22 protein-coding genes are annotated in these 25,894 nt (G+C 67.5%); 8 read left to right on the forward strand and 14 right to left on the reverse strand.

The genetic code is table 11. The features are described 5' to 3' along the window. Positions 1-5 precede the first annotated feature (5 nt). The gene (locus DAT37_RS33750) at positions 6-638 is read left to right on the forward strand and encodes a class I SAM-dependent methyltransferase (RefSeq protein WP_109528916.1); all 633 of its coding nucleotides are present in this window, start codon (positions 6-8) and stop codon (positions 636-638) included. Between the two features lie 6 nt (positions 639-644). Here the strand turns inward: DAT37_RS33750 and DAT37_RS33755 are convergent, their stop codons facing one another. The 3 genes from DAT37_RS33755 to DAT37_RS33765 all read right to left on the reverse strand — a co-directional run bounded on the left by DAT37_RS33755 (position 645) and on the right by DAT37_RS33765 (position 2,728). Further along, complete coding sequence (locus DAT37_RS33755; RefSeq protein ID WP_408637474.1) at positions 645-1,496, reverse strand: polyphosphate kinase 2 family protein; 852 nt, start codon at positions 1,494-1,496, stop codon at positions 645-647. Positions 1,497-1,510: 14 nt separating this feature from the next. After that, entirely contained in the window at positions 1,511-2,236 is a 726-nt protein-coding gene (locus tag DAT37_RS33760) for an ESX secretion-associated protein EspG (protein WP_109528917.1), read from the reverse strand. 102 nt (positions 2,237-2,338) lie between these two features. Next, positions 2,339-2,728 (reverse strand): hypothetical protein, encoded by a 390-nt coding sequence (locus DAT37_RS33765; RefSeq protein WP_109528918.1) that lies wholly within the window; start codon positions 2,726-2,728, stop codon positions 2,339-2,341. Between the two features lie 237 nt (positions 2,729-2,965). Between DAT37_RS33765 and DAT37_RS33770 the strand changes: the two genes are divergently transcribed. From DAT37_RS33770 to DAT37_RS33785, 4 genes are all read left to right on the forward strand, one after another. Further along, complete coding sequence (locus DAT37_RS33770) at positions 2,966-3,715, forward strand: GntR family transcriptional regulator (RefSeq protein ID WP_198654564.1); 750 nt, start codon at positions 2,966-2,968, stop codon at positions 3,713-3,715. 92 nt (positions 3,716-3,807) lie between these two features. After that, the gene (locus tag DAT37_RS33775) at positions 3,808-4,032 is read left to right on the forward strand and encodes a hypothetical protein (RefSeq protein WP_157978828.1); all 225 of its coding nucleotides are present in this window, start codon (positions 3,808-3,810) and stop codon (positions 4,030-4,032) included. Between the two features lie 369 nt (positions 4,033-4,401). Further along, positions 4,402-5,163 carry a thioredoxin domain-containing protein gene (locus DAT37_RS33780; protein WP_109529146.1) on the forward strand — a complete coding sequence of 254 codons (762 nt, stop codon included), beginning with the start codon at positions 4,402-4,404 and terminating at the stop codon, positions 5,161-5,163. Further along, positions 5,160-5,726 carry a vitamin K epoxide reductase family protein gene (locus DAT37_RS33785; protein WP_198654565.1) on the forward strand — a complete coding sequence of 189 codons (567 nt, stop codon included), beginning with the start codon at positions 5,160-5,162 and terminating at the stop codon, positions 5,724-5,726. Before DAT37_RS33780 ends, DAT37_RS33785 begins: the two co-directional genes overlap by 4 nt. A gap of 21 nt (positions 5,727-5,747) precedes the next feature. Here DAT37_RS33785 and DAT37_RS33790 read toward each other — a convergent pair whose 3' ends face one another. Then, positions 5,748-6,878 (reverse strand): S1C family serine protease, encoded by a 1,131-nt coding sequence (locus DAT37_RS33790; RefSeq protein ID WP_109528921.1) that lies wholly within the window; start codon positions 6,876-6,878, stop codon positions 5,748-5,750. 115 nt (positions 6,879-6,993) lie between these two features. On the opposite strand from DAT37_RS33790, the gene DAT37_RS33795 reads away from it, so the two are divergent. Next, positions 6,994-8,046 carry an NAD(P)-dependent alcohol dehydrogenase gene (locus DAT37_RS33795; protein WP_109528922.1) on the forward strand — a complete coding sequence of 351 codons (1,053 nt, stop codon included), beginning with the start codon at positions 6,994-6,996 and terminating at the stop codon, positions 8,044-8,046. A gap of 55 nt (positions 8,047-8,101) precedes the next feature. After that, positions 8,102-9,319 carry an AI-2E family transporter gene (locus DAT37_RS33800; protein ID WP_109528923.1) on the forward strand — a complete coding sequence of 406 codons (1,218 nt, stop codon included), beginning with the start codon at positions 8,102-8,104 and terminating at the stop codon, positions 9,317-9,319. 83 nt (positions 9,320-9,402) lie between these two features. Here DAT37_RS33800 and DAT37_RS33805 read toward each other — a convergent pair whose 3' ends face one another. The 4 genes from DAT37_RS33805 to aceA form a co-directional block, all read right to left on the reverse strand. Then, positions 9,403-9,828: a VOC family protein gene (locus DAT37_RS33805; RefSeq protein ID WP_109528924.1), complete on the reverse strand. Its 426-nt coding sequence runs from the start codon at positions 9,826-9,828 to the stop codon at positions 9,403-9,405. A 156-nt stretch (positions 9,829-9,984) separates the two neighbouring features. Further along, a complete protein-coding gene (gene metE / locus DAT37_RS33810) occupies positions 9,985-12,279 on the reverse strand; it encodes a 5-methyltetrahydropteroyltriglutamate--homocysteine S-methyltransferase (protein ID WP_198654566.1) in 2,295 nt (764 codons plus the stop codon). A gap of 90 nt (positions 12,280-12,369) precedes the next feature. After that, a complete protein-coding gene (locus tag DAT37_RS33815; protein WP_109528925.1) occupies positions 12,370-13,242 on the reverse strand; it encodes a 3-hydroxybutyryl-CoA dehydrogenase in 873 nt (290 codons plus the stop codon). A 528-nt stretch (positions 13,243-13,770) separates the two neighbouring features. Then, positions 13,771-15,060 (reverse strand): isocitrate lyase, encoded by a 1,290-nt coding sequence (gene aceA, locus DAT37_RS33820; protein WP_109528926.1) that lies wholly within the window; start codon positions 15,058-15,060, stop codon positions 13,771-13,773. Positions 15,061-15,771: 711 nt separating this feature from the next. On the opposite strand from aceA, the gene DAT37_RS33825 reads away from it, so the two are divergent. Continuing rightward, positions 15,772-16,893, forward strand: coding sequence for an alpha/beta hydrolase (locus DAT37_RS33825; RefSeq protein WP_232840188.1), 1,122 nt, complete (start codon positions 15,772-15,774; stop codon positions 16,891-16,893). Positions 16,894-17,035: 142 nt separating this feature from the next. Here DAT37_RS33825 and puuE read toward each other — a convergent pair whose 3' ends face one another. The 6 genes from puuE to DAT37_RS33855 form a co-directional block, all read right to left on the reverse strand. Beyond that, positions 17,036-17,974: an allantoinase PuuE gene (gene puuE, locus DAT37_RS33830; RefSeq protein WP_109528928.1), complete on the reverse strand. Its 939-nt coding sequence runs from the start codon at positions 17,972-17,974 to the stop codon at positions 17,036-17,038. Beyond that, a complete protein-coding gene (alc, locus tag DAT37_RS33835; protein WP_408637477.1) occupies positions 17,971-18,939 on the reverse strand; it encodes an allantoicase in 969 nt (322 codons plus the stop codon). The genes puuE and alc overlap by 4 nt, the downstream gene beginning before the upstream one ends. Before the next feature lie 46 nt (positions 18,940-18,985). After that, positions 18,986-20,218 carry a DUF6986 family protein gene (locus DAT37_RS33840; RefSeq protein ID WP_109528930.1) on the reverse strand — a complete coding sequence of 411 codons (1,233 nt, stop codon included), beginning with the start codon at positions 20,216-20,218 and terminating at the stop codon, positions 18,986-18,988. After that, entirely contained in the window at positions 20,215-23,313 is a 3,099-nt protein-coding gene (locus DAT37_RS33845) for a molybdopterin-dependent oxidoreductase (RefSeq protein ID WP_109528931.1), read from the reverse strand. Before DAT37_RS33845 ends, DAT37_RS33840 begins: the two co-directional genes overlap by 4 nt. Positions 23,314-23,356: 43 nt before the next feature. Continuing rightward, positions 23,357-24,211 carry an FAD binding domain-containing protein gene (locus tag DAT37_RS33850; RefSeq protein ID WP_109528932.1) on the reverse strand — a complete coding sequence of 285 codons (855 nt, stop codon included), beginning with the start codon at positions 24,209-24,211 and terminating at the stop codon, positions 23,357-23,359. Positions 24,212-24,435: 224 nt separating this feature from the next. Next, complete coding sequence (locus DAT37_RS33855; protein ID WP_109528933.1) at positions 24,436-25,797, reverse strand: 8-oxoguanine deaminase; 1,362 nt, start codon at positions 25,795-25,797, stop codon at positions 24,436-24,438. Between the last annotated feature and the right edge of the window lie 97 nt (positions 25,798-25,894).

A 25,894-nucleotide genomic window follows, 5' to 3' on the forward strand; every position in this document is an offset into this window, starting at 1 on the left:
CACCCGTGAATCTGGCTCGACGCACCATGAACGCCCCCGCACTCGCCGCGGTGTACGAACGGGCCTGGCGTCCGACACTGTTCTACCTGGCCAGCGGACGCACCACCTCGGCCGACCGCCGCGACGCGGTCACCGCCCTACGGCTCGGCGGTGAGCAGAAGGTACTCGACATCGCCTGCGGGCCGGGCAATTTCACGCGATACCTGAGTGACCGGCTCACCGGGTCCGGCCGCGTGGTCGGGGTAGACTATTCCGAGCCCATGCTGGCCCGCGCGGTGGTCGACAACGCGGGCCCGCGCGTGGGCTATGTACGGGGTGACGCGAGGCGGCTGCCCTTCGCCGACGGAACCTTCGACGCCGTCTGCTGTTTCGGCGCGCTCTACCTGATTCCCGATCCGCTCGCCGCCACCAGGGAGATGGTGCGCGTGCTCGCGCCGGGCGGGCGGATCGCGATCACCACCAGTCATCGTGGCGACACCCCGTTCGGTCACGCCAGCCGTATCGTCGGCGGCTGGAGTGGCCTGCGGGTCTTCGACAACGACACCTTCCCCGCGCTGTTCACCGAATTGGAGCTCGTCGACATCGACCAGCGGGTGCACCGCGTCCTGCAATACGTCAGCGCCGCCAGGCCCGCGTGAGCGAACTCAGACCTCGGCCAGCCTGCGCTTCTGCTCCTCGATATCGAATGTCGCCGCGGGCCAGTCCAGTTCGAGTGTCTCCAGGGCGGCGATGAGCAATTCGGTGACCGCCAGTCGCGCGAACCATTTGCGGTCGGCCGGAATCACGTGCCACGGCGCGTATTCGGTGGAGGTGCGATCCAGCATGACCTGGTAGGCCTGCTGGTAGGCGGGCCAGAACGCGCGTTCGTCGATATCGGAGGGATTGAATTTCCAGTACTTGTCCGGCCGTTCCAGACGTTCGCTGAGCCGTTTCTTCTGTTCGTCGAGCGAGACGAACATCGCGACCTTCACCAGGGTCGTGCCCTCGTCGACCAGTTCCTTCTCGAAGGCGTTGATCTCGTCGTAGCGCGGTTGCCACACCTCGGGGGGAACGAGATCGTGCACCCGCACCACCAGGACGTCCTCGTAGTGGGAGCGATCGAAGACGCCGAGCTGGCCGCCGCCGGGCAATTCCTTGCGGATACGCCACAGGAAGTGGTGGTGCTTCTCCTTCTCGGTCGGCACGCCGAAGGCCGCGTGGTCGACGCCCTGCGGGTCGACCGAGCCGATCACATGCCGGACGATGCCGCCCTTGCCCGCGGTGTCCATACCCTGCAACACCAGCAGCACGCTGCGTTTGTCACCGGATCGCCCGTTGGCGTAGAGCTTTTCCTGGAGCCCCGAGAGCACCGTGGCGCGTTCGGCCAGGCAGGCGAGGCCCTCGGCCTTGGCTCCGTCGAATCCGGGGGTGCCCGAGGTGTCGAGATCGGCGATCCGCAGACCGTCGGATCTCAGAGCATCGACCGCCGGGAGGGACCAGTGCTTCGCCATACCCATGCCTACCACGGTTTTCAGCGGATCTGGGCGAGGCGGAGCAACTGGGCCGCGAATTCGTCGTCGGAGATCGGGGTGAGGATCAGGTCGTGCGAGGTGGTGAGCAGGTAGCGCCCGTCGCCGGTGAAATCCAGCCAGGTCCGATGTCTGGTCGGCGGGGACATCGGGTTGTCCGGTTCCACCGTGACGGTGATGAAACCGCGGCAGTCGACCGGTTTGCGCAGTGTATTCCGGAAGCGGGTCGCACCGCGCTGCCCGTTGGCCGAGGCCGCGTCGGTATCCGGAGTCAACACCTGGGTGTGGGGTTCCCGCATGGCGCCCAGCGTGCCCGGCCTACCGGGCCCGATGATCTGCACCAGCCGTTGCCCCACGCCGCGGGCGTGACACATCTGCACGACCACCCGGTCGGCGGTGGCGACGAGAATGCCCGCGTGATGGTGCACCACGGCCGCGAACGCGAGGATCCGATCCTCTTTCGCGCCGGGGGGCGTCCCTTCCGGCTTGGCCCGCTCGCCGGAGATCGTGATGGTGGTGGCGTCGCCCCGGGCACAGAGCATGAGCGCGGCGGACAGGTCGGGATCGGCCTGTTTGGCGAAACGCTGCGGCAGACGCAGTGCCGCGTACTCGGTTTCGGTGCGCGCGGTCGCGGCGGGCGCCATATTGATCGGATACGGACGTCGGTCCAGGCTCGTCTCGCTCTCCCAGACATGCGTGAACTCGTCGGGGGTGAAAACCCATCTCACCGTGCGTCGCTCCCGCCGGTCGAGGCGGTCGGGCGGACGAGGGTGTCGTCGGTGACGTCCGGGAAATCCATCGTCGTCACCGCCGGGAATCGCCGGGGACGCTCATCGAGGCTCCAGATAGTCCGCGATCAGTCGCAGCGCCGCGTGATTGGCCGCCTCGGCGTCCGAAAGCCGCTGGCCCGCGGCCAGATACGCCGCTTTGAACAGCAGCGCCGTCTCCTGGAATGCCGTCAGGGTGTCGAGATACTGCTGCCCCTTCGCGGTGAAACCCTCCGCGAGCCCCTGCCCGGACGGCAGTTCGGGGAAACCGGACACGTCGGTGACGAGATATCCGGCGGCGACGGCCTTTTGCAGATCCTCGACCAGCCGGTCACAGGCCGCGGCGAGTTTCCGCGCGACGTCCTCGGCGAGTTCGAATCGCGTATCGCCCGTCCCGGTGGCCGCCGCGTACAGACCGCGAGCCATCCCCTGCCCGGTATCGGGTACCGCCATCTGGGACATCCCCTCTGCTCGGTCCGCCCGCCGCCATACTGGACGGCACTCTACCGGTAAGTAATGTCGATTCGGTCCTGCTTCACCTCCGCACATCGCTGTGATGTGGCGCACGATTGGATTCGCAAACTCGCGCAAAGAGGTTCGAATCCCGCCGAACGGCGCGCGTTTCCGGATGCGGGCCGATTGCTACACTGGCCAGTGGTCTATGGCGGTCGCGCGAACGGAAGGCCCTCGGTGCCCGAAATCGAAGAGGTACTACCGAAATACCTACAGATATCGGGCTACATCCGCGACCTCATCCAGCGCGGCGAACTGGCGCCCGGCGCGGAGGTACCGTCGGAACGGGAATTGGCGGCGAGCTGGAAGGTCGCCAGGCCGACCGCGGCCAAAGCGTTGAATACGTTGCGGCAGCAGGGTTTGGTGCAATCACGTCGGGGCTCGGGCACCTACGTCACCGACACGAACGCGGTCACCGGCACGAGCGCGTCCGCCCGGTTGCGCGAGCCGCCGCGCTACGGGACGCGCTACGCCGAACACGAATCGGCGACCATCGTGTCGGCGGAGATCGTCAGCGGACCCGAGGAAGTCACCGCCGCGCTCGAACTGCCGGACGGCACGTCGGTCATCGAGCGAAAACGTCTGCTGACCACCGAGTCCGGTGCCGCGCGAATCGCGACATCCTGGTTTCCCGGCCGATTCGCCACCGCCGCCGAACTCCTGCTGCGCACCGAACCGATCCCCGGCGGGGTCGCCGACTATGTCGCGCGGACGACCGGCTTCGAGGTGGCCCACGCGCGCGACCGAGTCAGCGCGCGACTGGCCTCGACACAGGAACGGCGACTACTCGACGTGCCGCGCCCGGCGGCGGTACTCGTCTACCACCTCACGCTGCACGCGGCGGACAACAGCCCCCTGCAATTCGACGAACTCGTATATCCCCCGGGGCACTGGACATTTCAGCAGGAGTACTCGCTCGGTTCCTGACCCGCCCGCGCGGGTCTCCATTGACAGCGTTCTCGCCAAGTGGCATAGTCCACTTCATCGGGGATGACGCAGGCCGGAGGGTGGGAGGCGCGGTGTTCGATCATGCGGGATTCGACCAATTGACACTCGGAAGCTGGGTGATCATCGGCGAGCACTGCTCGGTCCGGCGCGCTCCCCTGCGTCGAGAGGACTACCTCACCTACATATTCGAAAGCGGCGGAGTCGAATTCGAGCTCGCCATGGCTCCGTCGATCCTGCGCGCGATGGTCGAACTCGGCGCGCAGCCACCACCGGGCCCCGAACGCTCGGATACGTGAATTCCCGCGACGCCGTGACCGAGTGCTGCCAGAGGTCGTCGGCGCACCCGACCGACGCCGCTGAATCACCCGGCAGGTACGGGCCACACGACAGCACTTCGACGACCCGCACGGCCGTGACCGCGGCGAAGATCCACGGCGTGAACTCGATGACGAGGTCACCGGCATCCCTCGCGCACGGGATCGGCGAAACGTCACCCACCGACCCACCTCGACACCATGACCGACCCCTGACCGGGGGCGTTACGGAATCTCTCAGGTTCACCCAGGATGATGTGGGTCGTGCCCGACCGTGCCCGGGAGGTCCGGAACTACGATCGGGGCGGTAGGGGAAACCGGCAGGCGAACGAAAGGCGTGGTGAACGCACGGTGAGCAAGAACCCGGCTGGACGGAAGACCTCGAGTGCGCTGGCCCAGGCCAAGCGCACCGATCGCAACCGCAACATCCTCATCCAGGCGGTCGTGGCAGTGGTCCTGATCGGGCTCATCGCCGCCATCGGTATCGGTATCGCGATGAAGAAGTCCGACAAGGACGAGGCGGCCGCGGGTCCGACGCCGAGCATCGCCGCCACCGCGTCCCCGAACGGCATCACCGGAAACATCACCGACAACGGCTCGATCCGCATCGGCAAACCCGACGCCGAGGTCACCGTGCGCGTCGTCGCCGACCTGCAGTGCCCGGCCTGCAAGGCCTTCGAGGCCGCCAACGGCCAGGTGCTGGAGGACGCGGTGAACAGCGGAACCGCCGCGGTCGAGTACAACATCATCTCCTTCCTCGATCGCGCCTCCGGCGGCGCCGAGTACTCCAGCCGCGCCGCGAACGCCTCCTACTGCGTCGCCCAGGCCGATCCCGCCAAATACCAGACGTGGCTGTCGACCATGTACGAACAGCAGCCCGCGGAAGGCACCTCCGGCCTGACCGACGATCAGCTGATCGAGATCGCGAAGTTGGTCGGTTACACCGATGACGTGTCCGGGTGCATCAGAGACCGCACCTACGACAATTTCGTGGAGGCCAAGACCCGGGAAGCCTTCGACGGCGGCATCCAGTCGACCCCGTCGGTCTTCGTCAACGGTCAGCAGGTCAACCCGAGCGGTCTGGCCCAGGCGATCGCCGCCGCCGCGCAATGATCCCCACACCCCCGCGTTCGGCCTGGCTGGTACTGCTCACCGGTCTGGCCGGCTGGCTGGCCGCGGTGGCGCTGACCGTCGAGCGGTTCAAACTGTTCACCGACCCCGGCTACCGGCCCTCGTGCAGTATCAACCCGATCCTGTCCTGCGGTTCGGTGATGGTGACCGATCAGGCCGCGGTCTTCGGATTCCCCAATCCGCTCATCGGCGTCGTCGGCTTCTCGGTGGTGGTCACCGTGGGCGTCCTCGGCGTCGCCGGAGTGCAGTTCCCGCGCTGGATCTGGGGCGGGCTGTGGCTGGGCGCCCTGCTGGGCACCGTGTTCGTCTGCTGGCTGGTCTTCCAGAGCCTGTACCGGATCGACGCGCTGTGCCCGTACTGCATGGTGGTCTGGGCCATCATCACGCCGCTGCTCGCGGTATGCACCGAACAGCTGTGGGGTGGCAGGGGCGGGCCGCTCGGCATTCTGGCGGAATGGCGCTGGACCATCGTCGCGGTGTTCTACGCGGTGGTGTTGCTGCTGGTGTTCCTGCGGTTCCAGGACTACTGGCTGTCGCTGTTCTGATCCGGGGGCGTTTCGCCTGCGCTAATTCGGTGTGCCGAGCGTCAGCGTCACGTCGACCGTGCGCGGTTCCCCGCCGACCCCGACCACCCCGAGGCGGACCGTGTCGTCGGGTCTGCGCAGATTGATCGCGGCCCGCAGATCCCGCGCCGTGGTGATGGCGCTGCCGTCGATCGAAGTGATGACCTCGCCCTCGGTCAGCCCGACGGCCCGGGCGGGCAGGCCGTAGATCGCCATGTCGACGCGCGCACCGCTCGGTTTGGCGTCCGAGATCAGCACGCCGAGGGTCGCGGTCGGCCCGATGTGCACGGAGTCGGTCGGCGTACCCGACCGGATCTGCTCGACCACCCGCATCGCGGTATCGATGGGCACCGCGTAACCATTGGGCTGGGTGTCCTCGCCCGGCCTCGATTCGCCCGACGCCGCGGTGACCACGCCGATCACCGCGCCCCACCGATCCGCCACCGCGCCGCCGGACTGCCCCGAACTCACCGCGGCGGCCACCTCGAGCATGCCGGTCAGCGATTTGCGTGACATATCCGCCGCGTTGAGGGCGACGATGGTGCTGTCGACGTCGGTGATGGCGCCCGCGATGGCGGTCGGCGTGCCGCCGATACCGCCCGCGTTGCCGATGGCCATCACCTCGTCACGAATGCGCACCGCCGCGGAACTCCCGATGCGCGCGACCGCGAGACCCGCGGCGCCTTCCAGCGCGAGCAGCGCGATATCGGCGTTCGAGTCGTAACCGAGGACCGTGGCGTTGTACACCTTGCCGTTGCCCACATCGGTGACCGTCACCGTGTCCGCGCCTTTCACCACGTGGTGGCTGGTCAGCACCTGACCTTCCGCGCTCAGCACGATGCCCGACCCCGCCGCGCCCACCCCCATCGGCCGCGAGGACGTGCTGATGTTCACCAGCGCGGGCTGGACCGCCCCCGCGACGGCGGCCGGATCCAGCGGCAACCGTTCCCGCGTCATCGAGACGACGGCGTCGTCCTGTCCGGCGAAGGTCGACCAGCCGGGCAATTCGCCGCGATAACTGAAGAAACCCGCCGCCACCAGGACAGCGGCCACGATCAGGGCCAGTACGCGTCCGCCGCCGCCGGGGTCGCCGGGGGGAACGTGGCGGGTCGCTTCGCGCCGTTCGTCGTCCATCGCACTCCCGCCGTCGACTGGCCTGCCCTTTCCATTGTGGCCGGAGCTCGATCATTTCGGTCGGGCTCGGGCGGGCCGATTGGCAAACCCGCTCGGGCGCAGGTAGGCATTACCCATGAGTAATGCCGCCGCGTACGCCGTATCCGCACCTGATGGCGCCTTCGAGAAGGTCACCATCGAACGCAGGGAGCTCGGCCCGCACGACGTGCTGATCGCCGTCGCGTACGCGGGTATCTGCCATTCGGATATCCACACCGCCCGTGACGAATGGGGCGGCACGAAATACCCCTGTGTGCCCGGGCACGAGATCACCGGACATGTCGCCGCCGTCGGCGCCGCGGTGTCACGGCATCGGGTGGGCGATCGGGTCGGGGTCGGCTGCATGGTCGATTCCTGCGGCGTGTGCGCGCCGTGTCTGGCCGACGAAGAGCAGTACTGCGTCAAGGGCGCCGTCATGACCTACAACACGGCGGTCGACACTTCGACGCAGCCGGAGGGCCACACCATGGGCGGCTATTCGACGCAGATCGTGGTGACCGAGAATTTCGTGGTGTCGATCCCGGACGGGCTCGGGCTCGATATCGCCGCGCCGCTGCTGTGCGCGGGCGTCACGGTGTTCTCCCCGCTGCGGCACTGGAACGCCGGGCCGGGGAAGAAGGTCGCGATCATCGGCATGGGCGGACTCGGGCACGTCGCGGTGAAGATCGCCTCGGCGATGGGCGCGGAAGTCACCGTCCTGAGCCATTCGCTGAGCAAACAGGAGGACGGCCGACGTTTCGGCGCCGACCACTATTTCGCTACCGGCGACAAGCAGACCTTCCGCGATCTGCGCGGACGTTTCGACCTGATCATCAACACGGTGTCGGCCGATCTGCCGATCGACAACTACATGCGTCTGCTGAATCTCGACGGCACCATGGTCGTGCTCGGCATGCCCGAGAAACCGATCGACATCCGCCCGTACACGCTCGCGAGTTACCGGCGCTCGCTGTCGGGTTCGATGATCGGCGGTATCGCCCAGACCCAGGAGATGCTCGATTTCTGCGCCCAGTACGAGATCAGCGCGGAAATCGAATTGATCTCGGCCGACGAGATCGACAACGCCTACGACCGGGTCGTCGCCAGCGACGTCAGGTACCGCTTCGTCATCGACGCCGCGACGATCTGAGTTCCGCACCGACGCCTCGGGGCGATCGGGTCGGGGAGTGGGTACGTTTGGCCGTGTGCCCGCGGAAGAAGCCGTCCCACCATCCGCCGCCCCACCCTCCGCTCCGGGGCGGTCCCTCGGCGCCGATCCGACATCGGGTCCGCCCCCGTGGTTGCTGCGCGCGTTCCTGCTCGCCGCGGCTACGATCGCCGGTCTCGTCGCGGGTTTCTGGATTCTGCAACGGCTACAGGGTCTGCTGACCGTCCTGCTGGTCTCGCTGTTCCTCGCCTTCGCGATCGAACCCGCCGTGAACTGGCTGGCCGCGCGCGGCATCAAACGCGGTTTGGCCACCGGCGTGGTCTTCCTCGGCCTGCTGCTGATCATGGTGGCGTTCGTGTGGACGTTGGGCGCGCTGCTGGTGAACCAGGTGACGACGCTGGTGCAGAACGCGCCGGAATACGCCGATCAAGTCGTCGACTGGTTCAATCAGACCTTCGATCAGGATATTTCGGGAACCGATATCCAGAAGTACGCGACCGAGTGGAGCGACAAACTCGAGGGTTATCTGGTCGGCCTGGCCGAAAACGCCTGGGGTATAGGCACCGCCGCGATCGGCGCGCTGTTCCAAGCGCTCGGCGTGGTGCTGTTCACCTACTATTTCGCCGCCGACGGACCTCGGTTCCGCAATGCCGTCTGCTCACTGCTGCCACCGGCCAGACAGCGGCATGTGTTGCGCGCGTGGGATATCGCGGTGGAGAAGACCGGCGGCTACATCTACTCGCGCGGTCTGCTCGCGCTGTGCTCGACCGTCGCGCACTACGTCGCGCTGCGCGTACTCGACGTGCCGTCGGCTTTCGCGCTCGCGCTGTGGGTCGGTGTGGTGTCCCAGTTCATCCCCACCGTCGGCACCTATCTGGCCGGTGCGCTTCCGGTGATCGTCGCCCTGGTCGACAGCCCGGCGACCGCGCTGTGGATTCTCGGATTCATCGTGCTCTACCAGCAGTTCGAGAACTACGTCCTGCAACCGCGCATCACCGCGACCACCCTCGACATGCATCCGGCCGTGGCCTTCGGCGCCGTCATCGCCGGCGCCGCGCTACTCGGCGCGACCGGAGCGATCCTCGCCATCCCCGTCACCGCGACCGTGCAAGCCTTCGCCGGTGCCTACATCCGTCGCTACGAGGTGGACCCCGACAGCACCACCCCCGATCCGCCGAGGAAACGCGACGGAAACTGGACCCGCCGACTGACCACGCGTCTCACCGGTTCCCACCCGGACACCACCACCGACTGATCCGCCAGCCCGACCGCCGGAGCTCCCGCCCGGAACATCGACCCGGCGCGCGACCGATCGGCATCCGAGAACCGCAGTGGCGATCAGAACACCGGCTGCGGCACGAGCATCACGATCCACCCATCCGGATCAGGAAAAGCCTTGCCGCCATTGGCTTCCCAGAACGGATTCTCCGGTACCACCGACTCGACACCCATCTCACCGAGCCGAGCCACCACGCCATCCATGGCCGCCGCACCCTCGAAATACAACACCAGCAAATTCTCATCGCTCGGCGCGGTACCGGGACTGCCATCGACATGCGTGGTGAACTCCAGGTGATACCCGCTACCCGGCAGCCCGATCATCACACCGTCATACCCCGCGTGATTCTCGAACCGCGACAACTCCCGCAACCCCAGCCCGTCCACATAGAACCGAACGACATCATCGAGCCGATCGGTAGGCCGCGCGATCCGCACCTGCGCGACAGGCAAAGAGGCAGGCCAGGCATCATCCGCGGTACCCATCCCCCCATCATGGACCACAGGGCGCGAGCCTGACGAGCGCCGTTCGCGGCCCGTCTCGCGTCCGAGCGGTCGAAGCAATGCGCCGAAGGCGCGAGTCTCGACCGCTCGGACGCGAGACAAAAGGGGGCCGCGAACCCGCGGCCCCCGGGCCGCCGATTACACCGCCCGCCGCCGCACGCGCCGGGCTGCCGCGACGAGGTTGCGCAGTGACGGTTCCAGCTGCCAGTAGTGGCGGGTCTTGAGTCCGCCGTCCGGGTTCGCCCAGAGCCGCTGTGGGGATTCGGCTTCGGCTGCCGCGGTGAGCAGTTCGTCGAGTTCGTCGATATCGGGTATGCGTGCCGAACGGCTCTCGTACACGCCGGGACCGACGCCGTGGCTGAGTCCGTGGCCGGAGGCGTAGTCCTCGGCCAGTGCCTTGAGTACCCATTCGATGGACCTGGTCGCCACGATCGCGGTGACGTCGGCGTCGAGTTCCTCGATCGCCCCCACCACCTCGGCGCGGCCGGAATAGCCGATATGGGTGTGGATCTGGGTCGCCGGGCCGACTCCCGAGGTGGCCAGCCGGAAGGCGTCGACCGCCCAGCGCAGGTATTCGGCACGTCCGAGCGGGCGGGCGGGCAGCAGTTCGCGGATGGCGGGTTCGTCGACCTGGATGATGGCGATTCCCGCCTTTTCCAGATCGACGACCTCGTCGCGAATCGCCAGGGCCACCTGGTCGGCGGTCTCGTGTAGCGGCAGGTCCTGTCGCACGAAGGACCGCGCGATCATGGTGACCGGACCGGTGACCATGCCTTTGACCGGCTTGTCGGTCAGCGACTGGGCGTAGGTGGTCCATTCGACCGACATCGGCGCGGGCCGCGAGACGTCGCCGTAGATGATCGGCGGTCGCACACAACGGGATCCGTACACCTGCACCCAGCCGAAACGGGTCGTCGCGAATCCGTCGAGCAGTTCGGCGAAGTACTGGATCATGTCGTTGCGCTCGTGTTCGCCGTGGACGAGCACGTCGAGGCCGATGTCTTCCTGCAACCGGATGGTGGCCTCGATCTCGGCCTCGATCTGCTTGCGGTAATCGTCGTAGGACAGTCGCCCTTCGGCGAGTTCGTGGCGTGCCTGGCGGCTGCGGCCGGTTTGTGGGAAGGAGCCGAGCGTTGTCGCGGGCACGAGCGGCAGGTTCAACCGTTCCTGTTGCGCCACCCTGCGGACCTCGTACGGTTCGCGTTCGCGCATCTCCCGCGTGACCGCGTAGACCCGCTGCCGCACCGCGTGCTTCTGCTTGAAATGCACTTCGGTCGGCCGTTTGCGCCAGGTGTCCGACGGCCCGTCGGTCAACGCCTTGGCGAGCGAAACCACTTCGCCCACCTTCTGTTTCGCGAAGGCGAGGCGGTCGGCGACATTTCCGTCGATATCGTATTCGGCGAGCACGTCGTAGGGCACGTGCAGCAGTGTGGTTCCGGTGGAGACCACCAGATCCGGGCACACCTTCGTGAGCGCGTTCAGGTATTCCAGCGTCACGTAACGATCCGCGCGCCACACATTGCGACCGTTGATCACGCCCGCGTACAGGCGTTTACGCCGGATTCCGGGGATCTCGGCGAGGTCGTCCGGGCTGATCCGGTGTCCCGCCAGGTCCAGGCCGATGGCTTCGACGTTACTGCGGGCCAGAATCGTCAGCGCCTCACCGAAATCGCCGTACTGACCCGTCACCAGGATGCGCGGGCGCAGCGGGGCTTTGGATAGTCGCTGGTAGGCGGCCTCGAACGCGGCCAGTTCGGCGGGGGTCCGCTCACTGGTGAAGGCAGGCTCGTCCAGCTGCACACAGGTCGCGCCGCGTTTGGCCAGGATCTCGAACAGTTGCTCGTACACCGGGAGTAGCCGGTCGAGCAGCGCGAGCGTGTCGAATTCCGTCTGGCCGGGCAGGTGACCGGCCTTGGACAGCAGCAGCAGCGACAGCGGGCCGAGCACCACCGGACGCAATTCGATATCGCGAGCCATGGCGCGGTCGAATTCGTCGAGTAGCGCGTCGGGATGCAGCGAGAATTCGGTGTCGGCGTCGAGTTCGGGCTGGCGGTAGTGGTAATTGCTGCTGAAGAAGCGAACCAGTTCGAGCGGGGGCACATCCGGACGTCCGCGCGCCATCAGGAAATAGAAGTCCAGCGGGTCCATGACGTCTCGGAACGCTTCGAACCGCTTGGGCACCGCGCCGAAGAGCAGCGCGTTGTCGAGGATGTGGTCGTAGAAGGAGAAGGTGTTGCCCGGTACCTGGGTCAGGCCGGTGGCTGCCAGCTCGCTGAACTGGCGCTCCTGGATGTCGCGGCCGACCGCGAGGAGTTCGTCGCGGGCGATCGCACCGCGCCAATAGGCCTCGAGTGCCCGCTTGAGTTCTCGGTGCGGGCCGATCCTCGGGTATCCGAGAATGCTCGACCCGTAGCCGTCGGTCACATTCACCATGAGCGCGCCGCTCCCTTCGATGCCTGTGCGGCGCCCACTACGAAGAATGGACGCCGCACATAATTGCGCCTGGTTCGCTGTGTCGGACCGTCAGGCCCGGTTGTACTGGTAGAAGCCTGCGCCGGTCTTTTTGCCGAGCAGCCCGGCTTCGACCATACGCATCAGCAGTGGCGGGGCCGAGTACAGCGGCTCCTTGAATTCGGCGTACATGGAGTCGGCGATCGATTTCACGGTGTCGAGACCGACGAGATCGGTCAGCGCCAGCGGGCCCATCGGGTGGGCACAGCCGAGCACCATGGCCTTGTCGACGTCTTCCTTGGTGGCGAAACCCGATTCGACCATCCGGATGGAGGACAGCAGATACGGCACCAGCAGCGCGTTCACCACGAAACCGGAGCGGTCGGCCGAGCGCACGACCTGCTTGCCGAGCACCTCACCCGCGAACGCCTCGGCGCGCTTGGCGACGGATTCGCTGGTCTTGAGCGTGGTGACGAGTTCGACCAGCGGCAGCACCGGCACCGGGTTGAAGAAGTGCATGCCGACGACGCGTTCGGGATTGGCCGTGGCGACCGCGATCTTCATGATCGGGATGGAGGAGGTGTTGGAGGCCAGCACCGCGTCCGGATCCGTGACGACCTTGTCGAGCGCGGAGAAGATCGACGATTTGACCTCTTCGCTCTCCAGCACCGCCTCGACCACCAGCTGACGGTCGGCGAAATCGCCGAGATCGGAGGTGAAGCGCAGCCGCCAGGCCGCCTGCTCACGCTCACGCTCGGTGATCTTGCCGCTGGAAACGCCGCGATCGAGCGACCGCAGGATGCGGGCACGACCCGCCGCGGCCAGTTCTCTGGTCTGTTCGTAGACGAGCACGTCGACGTGCGCACGCGCGCACACCTCCGCGATTCCGGCACCCATTTGTCCGGCGCCGATGATGCCGACGCGCTGAATCTTCTCGCTGCTCACGTCCCGCTCCTGCTGGTTGGTCTGGCTAGTCGGGTTGGCTTGTGGTGAAGGGCGTCCGGTGTACGAACATCGCCTTCGATGGTCAAAGGTATAGGGACGCCCTCCCCGCCGGGGCTGTTCGGCGGGGAGGGCGGTACACCCCTACCGGAGTAGAGGATCGTGGGCTCGGAGCGAGCCGACCGGGTGACAATTCACGGAAACCTTCCCTCTCGGACAAAGCCCGAAAAGAACCGTTCCGCAAGACTTCTCACCCACGGAGCGAGTCATACGAGCCACCGTTCGCCGCGAACTCTCCCCTACACGGAGAGAGTCACACGGCACCATTCGCCGCGAACACCCCGTACAGAGCAAGTCACACAGCAACCATTCGCCGCGAACTCCCTCCCGTACGGAGCGAGTCTTACGAGCGACCGTTCGCGGCCCGTCTCGCATTCGAGTGGTCGAAGCGCATGCGACGAAGTCGCGAGTCTCGACCACTCGAATGCGAGACAGAGGGGGCCGCGAACCCGCGGCCCCGGCCGCCATATCTCAGTGGAACTGACCTTCTTCGGTGGAGCCCTTCAGCGCCGCCGTCGAGGTGTTCGGGTCGACGGTGGTGGCGATGGTGTCGAAGTAGCCCGCGCCGACCTCACGCTGGTGCTTGATGGCGGTGAAGCCACGCTCGGCGGCGGCCTTGAACTCGCGCTCCTGCAGGTCGACGAAGGCGGTCATGCCCTCGCGGGCGTAGCCGTAGGCCAGGTCGAACATGCCGTAGTTGAGCGAGTGGAAGCCGGCCAGGGTGATGAACTGGAACTTGAAGCCCATCGCGCCGAGTTCACGCTGGAACTTCGCGATGGTCGCGTCGTCCAGGTGCGCCTTCCAGTTGAAGGAGGGCGAGCAGTTGTAGGCCAGCAGCTGGTCCGGGAATTCACCGCGGACGGCTTCGGCGAACTTGCGGGCGACCTCGAGGTCCGGCACGCCGGTTTCCATCCAGATGAGGTCGGAGTAGGGGGCGTAGGCCTTGGCACGCGCGATGCAGGGCTCGATGCCGTTCTTCACACCGAAGAAACCTTCGGCGGTGCGGGTGCCGTCGAGGAATTCGCGGTCGCGCTCGTCCACGTCCGAGGTGATCAGGGTGGCGGCTTCGGCGTCGGTGCGGGCGATGATCACCGAGGGCACGTCGGCGACGTCGGAGGCCAGACGCGCGGAGGTCAGGGTGCGGATGTGCTGCTGGGTGGGGATGAGCACCTTGCCACCGAGGTGGCCGCACTTCTTCTCCGAGGCCAGCTGGTCTTCCCAGTGCACACCGGCGGCGCCGGCGGCGATCATGGCCTTCTGGAGTTCGTAGGCGTTGAGCGCGCCACCGAAGCCGGCTTCGGCGTCGGCCACGATCGGGGCCAGCCAGTTCGACACGGAGGTGTCGCCCTCGACCTTGGCGATCTCATCGGCGCGCAGCAGCGCGTTGTTGATGCGGCGGACCACGGCCGGAACCGAGTTGGCCGGGTAGAGCGACTGGTCCGGGTAGGTGTGCCCGGATAGGTTCGCGTCACCGGCGACCTGCCAGCCCGACAGGTAGATGGCCTTGAGGCCGGCGCGGACCTGCTGGACCGCCATGTTGCCGGTGAGGGCGCCGAGGGAGTTGATGTAGTCCTCGTTGTTGACCAGATCCCACAGGATCTCGGAGCCACGACGAGCGAGAGTCGCCTCTTCGACGACGGTGCCCTGGAGCTTCGACACCTGCTCCGCCGTGTAGTTGCGGGTCAGGCCCTTCCAACGGGGGTTGGTGTCCCAATCCTGCTGAATTTCCGCAGCGGTTTTCGGGGTGCCGGTCGTCGACATCTCTTACTCCACTTCTCTTTGGGTCGGTATGTGCCGCTCGCCGGGAGTTCTCTCGAACTGCTGTGGCGGCAATTTGCAGGCTTGCTATGGCCTCGGGGTGTACTTCCACACGATGGCACACCAGGAAATAGCCGTCTACCTGTTGCAACTGTGAATCTCAGCTAGGTTTGCATCACCTTTTGCTAACTCTGCGAAATTTGCGGGCGAATTGCAAGTAACAATCCTACCCACCGGTAGCCCTGACATGCGGTTTTCCCGTAACGCTCGTACTGTTTGAGACGCGGGCTTTTCCACCCCCCGACGCCCCCGGAACTTCCCCCCTGTGAGCACCTTCACAACCCCCACACCCACCCCCACGTGACCGCTCCCACTCCCCTTCACCGCCCACAACCCCCGATACGGCACACTCGGAACCGATATCCCAAGAGTCGGACATGCGTCCAGTTCACTCGAAGCGACCAGCTCCACCGAGCGAGAGCCGCACCGAGCGACAATCTCCCCCATGGAGCGAGCCATATGAGCGACAGTCCACCGCAGATCTCCTCCACCGAAGCGAGTCCATACGCACCGCCCCCACCCCGCACGGCGCGAGTCCTACGAGCGCTCGTTCGCGGCCCGTCTCGCGTCCGAGCGGTCGAAGCGCATGCGACGCAGTCGCCAGTCTCGACCGCTCGGACGCGAGACAAAAAGGGGCCGCGAACCCGCGGCCCCCTGGCCGCCATAATCACAGCCTGCGCGATCGGTATCGGTGGTCTGCCCGCCGCGAACGCGGAACCCGTCGCGACCGGAACCGTCCTCTCCGTGGAACCGCTCTCCGCCACCGCGACCCTGCCTGGCTCACACGACTCGACCCGCATCCTGTACAGCTCGACCACGGTGCGTGACCGGCCGACGACCGCGAGCGCCGCGGTGTACTTCCCGCCCGGTTCACCGCCCGCGGGTGGTTGGCCGGTGATCGCGTGGGCGCACGGCACCGTCGGACTTGGCGACGATTGCGCCTACAGCGTCGCCGGTCCCGCCGCCGTCGAACGCGACTGGGCCTATCTGGGGAGCTGGCTCGATCAGGGGTACGCGATCGTGGCGGCCGATTACGCCGGACTCGGCACACCGGGTGAGCATCCGTATCTCAACGGCGCGGTCGAGGCGCGCAACGTGGTCGACGCGGTCGCGGCGGCGACGAAACGTTTCCCGACACTGTCGAGGAAATGGGCGGTGGTCGGGCAGTCGCAGGGCGGTGGCGCCGCGGTCTATACGGCCCGCTACGCCACCGAATTCGGCGGGTCGGAACTCGACTATCGCGGCGCGGTCGGCACCGGGGTGCCCGCCTATATCGAGAACATTTTGTTGCCGCTCGGCCCCGGCGTACCGCCGATCGAACTGGGCGCGCACACGACCGCCTACGTCTTCTACATACTCAGCGGGTTGGCGGTCACCTATCCCGAACTGGGTATCGAGTCGTATCTGACCGACTCCGGCAGGCGATGGCTGGATCGGTCGCGGACGGAATGCATCGACCCGTTCGGTGACGAACTCGCCGCGAACAACGTGGTGATCGGCGATCAGTTCGCGCGCCCACTCGCACAGGTGCCGGATCTGCTCGGCGTCCTCACTCGGACGATGGGCCTGCCCGAATCCGGTTACGATCGGCCGCTGTTCCTCGGGCAGGGTCTGCGCGACACGGACGTGATCACCCCGGCGACCCTGCTGTTCGCCGCGCGACTGGAAGCGGGCGGCCAGCCGGTCACGCTGCACACCTATCCCGAGGATCACGACGGGACCGTCAACGCCTCACTGGTGGATTCGATCCCGTTCGTGCGGAATCTGTTCGCCTGATCGGTGTCCGGCCCCGTTCACGATGGGGCCGGACGCTGTCCCCATCGCCGCCGACCTCCGCCACCCCGCTTCGACCGCCGCGTCTCGACCACCGCGTCTCGACCACCGGCATGTCGATCATCGCGACCGAATTGCCGCAGCCTCATTTGTCCGCCGCCGACAACCCGTTGCGAGAAGTGAGAGCGGGCGGATGCGTCGCACGCCAGTGTTCGGCGATATCGATACGCCGGGTTATCCACACCCGTTCGTGGGTTTGGACGTGATCGAGGAACCGTTCCAGGGCCGCGACGCGGGCGGGCCTGCCGACAAGGCGGCAGTGCAATCCGACCGAGAGCATCTTCGGGCTGCCTTCGGTGCCCTCGCGATACAGCACGTCGAACGCGTCGCGGAGGTGCGCGAAGAACTGCTCGCCGGACGGGAAGCCCGCCGGGGAGGCGAAACGCATATCGTTCGTGTCCAGCGTGTAGGGCACCACCAGGTGGTCGGTGCCGCGCACGGTGACCCAGTACGGCAGGTCGTCGGCGTAGGAATCGGAGTCGTAGACGAAACCGCCGTGTTCGACCACGAGTTCGCGGGTGTTCGGTGAGTCCCGCCCGGTGTACCAGCCCAGTGGACGCGAACCGGTCAACTCGGTGAGCAGCCGGACCGCTTCGGCCATATGCGCGCGTTCGGTTTCGCGATCGATCGACTGATAACTCTTCCAGCGCAATCCGTGGCTCGCGATTTCGTGTCCGAGCTCCCGGAAGGCGGCGACGGCCTCGGGATTGGCCCGCATCGCCTGGGCCACGGCGAATATCGTCAGCGGAAGACCGCGCCGTTCGAATGCCCGCAGTACCCGCCACAGCCCGGCTCGCGAACCGTATTCGTACAGCGATTCCATACTCATGTGGCGATCGGGGAACGCCTCGGCCGGAGTCATCTCCGAGAGGAACGTCTCCGAATGGGCGTCCCCGTACAGGACATTGTTCTCCCCGCCCTCCTCGTAATTGAGCACGAATTGCACCGCGATGCGCGCGCCGCCCGGCCATTTCGGGTCCGGCGGTGTGCGTCCGTAGCCGATGAGGTCGCGATCGGCGGTCATCCGCCGAACTCCCCGAACAGCCGAAGGCGGGCCAGTCCGCCGTCGGGATAGACGTCGAGGCGGACCTCCTCGACCGAGGCCGCCATCGGCGTCACCGCGAAACGATGTCTGGTGTCGGGCAGCAGCGGGGTGCACGGCAGCAGTTCCACCTCGGTGCCGTCGGTGGTGCGGCCGGTCAGCCGGGCCGAGCCGGGACTGTTGCCGAGGAAATAGGAGGTGTCGATCTCGGCGAGCCGGACCAGTCCGGGCCCGGCCAGGCGGATGCGCACCCAGTCGTTGCCGTCGTCGCGGCGGCGCGCGGTCTCCCAGCCGTCGCCCATCTTCCGGGCGAGACCGGGATAGAGCAGCTGATTCGGTGAGCTGTAGAAACGATTCGAGCAGTCCAGGACCAGCGCGCCGTTCTCCAACGCGGCCAGATCGAGCGGGCCGAGTCCGAGCAGTTCCCGGTCCGGCCTACCTTCGCCGTGTACCCGCAGCCGCGCGACGCCGCCGTCCGGATGCATGGTGAGTTTCACATGGGTCCAACGGTTCTCGTCGGCGATCGGGAAGGGGTTGCGGCTGTCGCCCTTGACCTGGGCCCGGTCGATCAAACTCACCCAGTCGGTGCGTTCGGCGATCGACTCGGCGGGCGGATAGCCCGCGATCTCCAGTGCCGACACCGAGACGGCGGGCGGATAGTTGCCGGTGAACCAGGCGGTGTCGACCACGATGCCCCGGATCACTCCCGGCACGCCGAGACGGACGATCGCGCTGTCGTCGCCGGGTTCGCCGCGATGCCTGCGGGTTTCCCAGCCGTCGTAGATCTGGCCTTTGTGCCCGAAGGTCGACGGCTGGTACTCCGACGGTCCCGGATTGATCAAATTCTCCTTCTCCGCGAAGGATTCGTCGTTCGCCCAGATCACCGAACCGCCGAGGGGGCGGACGGCCAGGTCCGGGAACAGCGTGAAATCCTCATCGCCGATCAGTTCGTTCACCATGCCTCCTGTGCTGCGGTCGTCGTCGATCGAGCCGTCATCGGGGATCGTGCGGAATCGGCTCGCGCGCGACGAGAGCCCGCAGCACGGCCGGGCTCAATTCGGGTGCCGTGATCCGCAATTCGTCTTCGGTGCGCGCACCGCTGTGCACGGCGCGCAGTACCGTCGCGGCCAGCGCTTCGGCGGTCGCGGGTTCGTCGATCACGCCGCCGGAGCGCCGATCCAGATAGGCCAGCAGGCGCGGAACGGCGACGTCGACGGCCTGTCGGAAGAAGTCGTAGGTCGCCAGCCAGCGGGTGACCAGATGACCGGGATGCATATCCCAGCCCTGGTAGTAGCCGCGCCGCAGCGCCCGGCCGACGAGCCGATGATGGTTGAGCAGCGCGTTTTCCGGCTCGGTGTCGGGAACGATCTGGGTCGACCCGTCGCAGATCCACACGCCGGTCTGCGCGGCCGCCACCTGCATCACCGCCTTGGCGTGATCGGCGGCCGGATGGTCGAGCGCCTGATCGGTCGCGGCGATTCCGCAGGCGGCGGTGTAGTCGTAGGTACCGAAATGCAGTGCGCTGCACCGTCGCTCGGCGACGGTGAGCATGCGCGCGATCGGCGCGGTGCCGTCGGAGGCGACGATCGCCTGCGGGCTCTCGATCTGCAATTCGAATCGCAGCGTGCCCTCACGGAGACCGAAACCGGTCTCGAAACCGTCGCACAGGGCGACCAGCGCCGAAACCTGTTCGACGGCACGAATCTTGGGCACCGTGAACACGAATCCGTCCGGCACCCCGCCCATCGCCTCCAGCACCAGTTCCAGGGTGCGCAGCGCGCGGCCGCGTTCGGCGCCGGACAACCCCTTGATCCTGATGCCGAATCCGGCGGGACCGCCCGCGGACGCCCATCCGGCGATGATCTCGCCCGCCGCCGTCGCGGCGGCGTCCTCCTGCGCGTCGTCGCGGAAACCGTAGCCGTCCTCGAAATCGATGCGCAGATCCTGCACCGGATCGCCGAGCAGTCTGGCACGCACCGCGTCGAGCGAAGCGGTGCCGTCCCGTTCCGACAGCAGGTCGCGGTGCCGGTCGAGCAGGGTCACGGCGGACGCACCCCAGTCCGGCGGCGTCGACGGAGTGATCCGGTCGGCCGGTACGTAGACGGTGTGGATCGGCTGGGCGCGACCGTCCAGTCCCGGGTATCCGGCTCGCAATCGCGCGTCGACCTGGTCGAGTACCGCGTCGAACCGGGCCAGGATGTGCTCCGGCAATCGGGTGGGTGTCACCCTCGGTCTCCTTCCTGCACTGCGCGCCAGATCCGGTCCGCCGTCATCGGCAACCGGTCCGGCCGGATACCGACAGCATCCTTGATCGCGTTCGCCAATGCGGGGGCAACCGGGTTGTAGGGCGATTCGCTCATCGATTTCGCGCCGAGTGGGCCCAGGTCGTCACTGGTTTCGGCGAAGTACACCTCGGTCGCGGGCACGTCGCCGAATTGCGGGATGTGATACTGCCGCAGCGTGTTGGTGGTGACCACACCCTCGACGCTGCGCATATCCTCGTACAGCGCGGTGCCGATGGCCTGGGCCACACCGCCTTCCACCTGACCTCGGCACTGCACCGGATTGAGTACCGTGCCCGCGTCGACGGCCTGAACCGACTGGAGGATGCGTACCGATCCCGTCTCCGGCCGCACCGCGACGCGGAAGGCGTGCACATTGAAACTCACCGAACGCGGGCTGCCCGCGTGCTCACCGGTGGCGCTGAGCTCACCTTCTGCCAGCAGTTCGGCGACCGTGACGAGGGTGTCGCCGCAACGCACCCCTTCCGATACGAGTTCGCCTTCGCCCGGCACGGTGCCGGTCAGTTCGGCGGCGCGATCGAGCATGCGCGCGCGCAACGCGAGGGCCGCCGCGTAGGACGCTCTGCCCGCCACCACGATGCCGGTCGAACCGAACGCGCCGGTGTCGTGGCCGACCAGATCGGTGTCGGACTGCCTGATGACGATGCGCCGCACATCGGCGTCGAGCGCGGTCGCGGCCAACTGGGCGTGCACGGTGGTGGTGCCGTTGCCGAATTCCGCTGTGCCGACCCTGATCTCGTAGCAGCCGTCTGCGCGCAGCGTGGCGACCGCCTCGGAGCGATGACCGCGCGGCGGGATGGTGGCGATCATCGCCAGTGCCATCCCGGTACCGACCCGCCAGTCCGGACCGGGCGCGGGCACCCCGTTACCCCGGTGCAGCGCCTGTTCGGCCAGGTCGATGCACTGATCGAGTCCGTAACTGCCGAAGACCAGATCGCCGTCGTCCACGGCGGCGCCGACGAACTGATCACCGGGTACGACCACATTGCGACGGCGCAATTCGAACGGATCGATACCGAGTTCGGCCGCCAATTCGTCGAGCGCCGATTCGACCCCGAAGATGATCTGCCCGAGCCCGTAGCCGCGGAACGCGCCGGAGGGAATGTTGTTGGTGTACACCGATCGCGCGTCGACCCGCTTGTTCGCGCAGCGATACACCTCGACCGATTCGCCCACGCCGTGGAACATCACGCCCACGCTGTGATTGCCGTAGGCGCCCGCGTCGGCGAGCACGTCGATCGCCAGCGCCGTGAGAATGCCGTCGGCGTCCGCGGCCACCGTCACCGCCACCCGCATCGGATGCCGTGAGGTCGCGGAGACGAATTCGTCCGAGCGCGTGAATTCGTACTGCACCGGCCGACCCGTGCGCAGCACGGCCAACGCGATCAGATCCTCGGCCAGCATCTCCTGTTTCGCGCCGAACCCGCCGCCGACCCGGGTCGCGAAGACCCGAACCCGGTCACGAGCCAGTCCGAAGAGGACGCAGAGTTCGTCGCGCACCAGGAACGGCACCTGGGTGCTGCACCGGATGACGAGCCTGCCGTCGGCGTCCAGCCAGCCGATACCGCCGTGCGTTTCGAGGTGGACATGCTGTCCGCGCGGCGAATACCACACGCCCCGCACCACTTTCGCGGCCGCGCGCAGACCGGCGGTGATGTCGCCCACCTCACCGTGCAATTCGGCCACCAGGTTGCGGTCCGGATCGGCGATCCGCGCCGAAACCGGTTTGCCGCCGTGCAATTTCGGCGCCCGGTCGGCCAGCGCGTCCGCCGGGTCGAAAACGGCGGGCAGCAGTTCGTATTCGATGCGCAGCAGGCGAGAGGCCGCCCTCGCCGCGCTCAGTGTCTCGGCGACGACCGCCGCCACACGCTGACCGACGAACCGCACCGTCCGGTCGAGGACGTAGGTGTCGTCCGGATCGTCGGTTCGCAACTCGTGGCGCGCGGTGGAGAAGGCGATATCCGGTGCGTCGGCGTAGGTGAGCACCGCGTGCACGCCGGGCGCCGCCTCCGCCGCCGACGTGTCGATGGAGACGATGCGCGCATGCGCGTGCGGACTCACCGCCACCGAGATGTGCAAGGGGGCGGTGGGCGGTGCGACGGAGGTCGGGTCGAGGGGCTCGGTTCCCGGCATCGGCGGCGTGCCGTCACGTGGCGGCAGGACATCGAAGGTGAACGGTTCGGTGCCGGTGACGATTCGGGGGCCCGCGGGCGCCCCGACTCCCGTCCCGGCGCCGCCCCAGGCGGTGGTGGTGCCGGATCCGGGGCGCACCCGGGCACCGGAACCCACGTCGACCGCCGGTACCCGGGCGTTCGGCTCACCGATCATGTCCCGCACCGAATCGACGAGCGGCCCGGCCGCGAGGAGCGACCGGTTGCCGCCCACCGGAGGCTCGGTCGAGGAGGGTGGATCAGCCGGTACGCGGTCGACGGCCACTGTCGACACCGACCGCGCCGAATGACTACTCGCGTCGATCGAGCTATCCGAACCAGTATCTGAGGAAGACCCTGCCACCAGAGACGGTTGCGCCTCCGCGGAGCACCGCTGAACAGCGGACGATCCCCCGGCCGGATCCCCCGGCGCGGTCAACGCCTCGCGGATCGCCCGGTACCCCGTGCACCGGCACAGGTTGCCTTTCATCAGTTCGGAGATCTCCTCGGACTCCGGAGCGGAATCCGAAGTGCCGCAGCCGAGTCCAGCGGCCGTCACCACCATTCCGGCGGTGCAGAAACCGCACTGGAACGCCGCGCTGTCGATGAACCGCTGTTGCACCGGATGCGGATCGGCGACGCTGCCCAGCCCCGCCGCCGTGGTGACGACGCGGTCCGCCGCGCGATAGGCGGGTACGACACAGGAGTGCACGGTCTGTCCGTCGATCTGGACCGAGCAGGCGCCGCAATCACCGGTGTCGCACCCCTTCTTGACCGCGAAGCGGCCCTGTTCGCGAAGCAGCGTGCGCAGGCACTGGCCGGGACGCGGATGAGCTTCGAGTATTTCGCCGTCGACTTCGAATCTCATGGCCGCTCACCGACTTCCCCCGCTGGACCGCGCCTGTAGAAGCTCATGTCCCACTCCCGTCCGTGCGCAGTTCGTCCGCGACTTCACGGGCGAGCACACCGGTGACGTGACGACGCCAATCCGGGGCACCGTGCGGATCGTCGAACCACAGCGCCGGATCGAGGGCCGCGACGGCGGCGGCGACCCGGTCCGGATCGGGTGACGCCGGGAAATCCAGGACGACCGGGCGGGTGGTGGACCCGGTGATCGTGATCGCCGTACGGTCGTCGGCTTCGCGCCTGCCCATCACCACCGCGCCGGAACGGCCGAACGGCGCGAGTGCGATCTTCCGGAACGCGGTGCGGGCACGCAATGTTCGCGTCGGCACGTGCACCGAACGCAGTATCTCGCCGGGCGCGAGTACATTGCTTTCCGGCCCGAGAACGAAATCGCGCAGCGGAATTCGGCGATCGGTTCCGTCCGGCGACCAGATCGACGCGACCGCGTCCAGCGCCGTCAGCGCGGCGAGCACCCCACCCGCGGGCAACGACAGGCAGATATTCCCGCCGACCGTCGCGCTCCGCCAGATCTTGTGCGAGGCAAGCAGCGCGCGGCACCCCTGGGCGAACAGGGTCGTGCCCGGCCAGTCCTCGCGCAGTACCGCCCGCCCGACCTCCCGCCCGCGCGTCGCACCGGCCAATTCGGCCAGCGTGCAGGTCGCGGCGATCTCCAACCCATCGGCGGTCTCGAGCAGAGCGGGCCACCCCAGCCCGGTGATATCGATCAGCCGCTCCAACCGCAGCTGCGGCTCCGAGAACAGGAACGTACCCCCCGCCAATACGGCACAGGTCTGTCCCAGGCCGACCAGGTCGGCCCGCTCCCGTGCCACCACCACCTCCCGAATCGTGTCCAGGTCCACGTCCCACCTCACTCCACAGCACCTGCGGCCACCCTAGAAGCCGCGGGTTGCCGAAATGTTGCACCACGCTCGATTCACATTTCGCCCCCGTTACCGCGCCCCGGCCAACCCCCTCCGACCAGGACCTTTCCGATCAGGCCGTGAATTCGACCACGCCCGACCTGCTCACCTTCAGTATCGTCCCGAACGAGCCGCCCCGTCGGCCGAGAAGTCTCCGACCGCCACTATCCGGCGGCGGCGACCAACGCGGCCTGGGCGCGGGCGACCCGGGCGCCGACGACGGATTCGTCCACCGTGCGCACCTCACCGTCGCGGACCACTTCCCGTCCGTTGACCAGCAGTGCGGCCAGGGGTGGCGGGGAGCCGAGGATCAGGGCGGTGACGGGGTCGTCGATACCGGCGTGGGCGGGGGTGTCCAGACGCCAGAGGGCGAGGTCGGCGAGTTTTCCTGGCTCGATCGAACCGATCTCGGCTTCGCGGCCGAGGACCCGGGCGCCGCCGATGGTGGCCAGTTCCAGTGCGGTGCGGACGTTCATCGCGCGCGGTCCGCCGACGGCACGAGCGTAGAGCAGGGCGTTGCGGGGTTCCTCGATCATGGAGCTCGACTCGTTGCTGGCCGCGCCGTCGACGCCGAGCCCGACCGGGACACCGGCCACGAGCAGTGCGGCGGTGCGGGCGATACCGGCGCCGAGGCGGCCGTTGGAGGTCGGGCAGTGGGCGATACCGGTGCCGGTGGACGCCATCGCGGTGATGGCGGCGTCATCGAGGTGGACGGCGTGGGCGAACCACACATCGGGTCCGAGCCAGCCGAGCTGTTCCATGTAGGCCGCGGGCGTGCAGCCGAACGCGGACGCGCAGAAGTCCTGTTCGTCGACGGTTTCGGCGAGGTGGGTGTGCAGCCGGACACCGGAGTCACGCGCCAGCGCGGCCGATTCGCGCATCAGGTCCGGGGTCACCGAGAACGGTGAGCACGGCGCCAGGGCGACGCGCAGCATCGAGTCGAAAGACGGGTCGTGCCACCGGGAGATGGCGTCGGCGCTCGCGTCGAGTATCGCGTCGAGCGATTCCACCACGTCGTCGGGCGGCAGTCCGCCGGAACTCGCGCCGAGATCCATCGAACCCCGGCAGGGGTGGAAACGCAGGCCGACGTCGGCGGCGGCGACGATTTCGGCGCCGAGCAGATCACCGCCCGCCGAGGGGAAGACGTAGTGGTGGTCGGTGGTCGTGGTGCATCCGGTGCGGGCCAGCGCCGCGAGCGCCCCGGTGGCCGCGATCCGCACCGATTCCTCGTCGATACCGGCCCAGACCGGATACAGCGTGGTCAGCCATTCGAACAGGGTGCTGTCGGCGGCCAGCCCCCTGGTGATCCACTGGTAGAGGTGGTGGTGGGTGTTGACGAGTCCCGGCGTCAGCAGGCAGCCGCCGCCGTCGATGCGGGGCGCGTCGGTGATCGGGGCCGGACCCGTGCCGACCGCCCCGATCCTGTTGCCGTGCACCACCACGTGCCCGCTGCGGTATTCGGTGCCCGCCGCGTCGACGGTCGCGATCGCGCACCCGTCGATCACCAGTGTCGGCGCTGCCGTCATCGGAGTCCCACTTTCCCGAGCATCGAAGGTTCGCCGACGAACGGCGTTGTCGTGCATGGACTTCGGCGTACATGGACTTCGGCGTGCGTGGAGGAGA

The sequence above is a fragment of the Nocardia aurea genome (assembly GCF_003123685.1).
GTDB lineage: Bacteria > Actinomycetota > Actinomycetes > Mycobacteriales > Mycobacteriaceae > Nocardia > Nocardia aurea.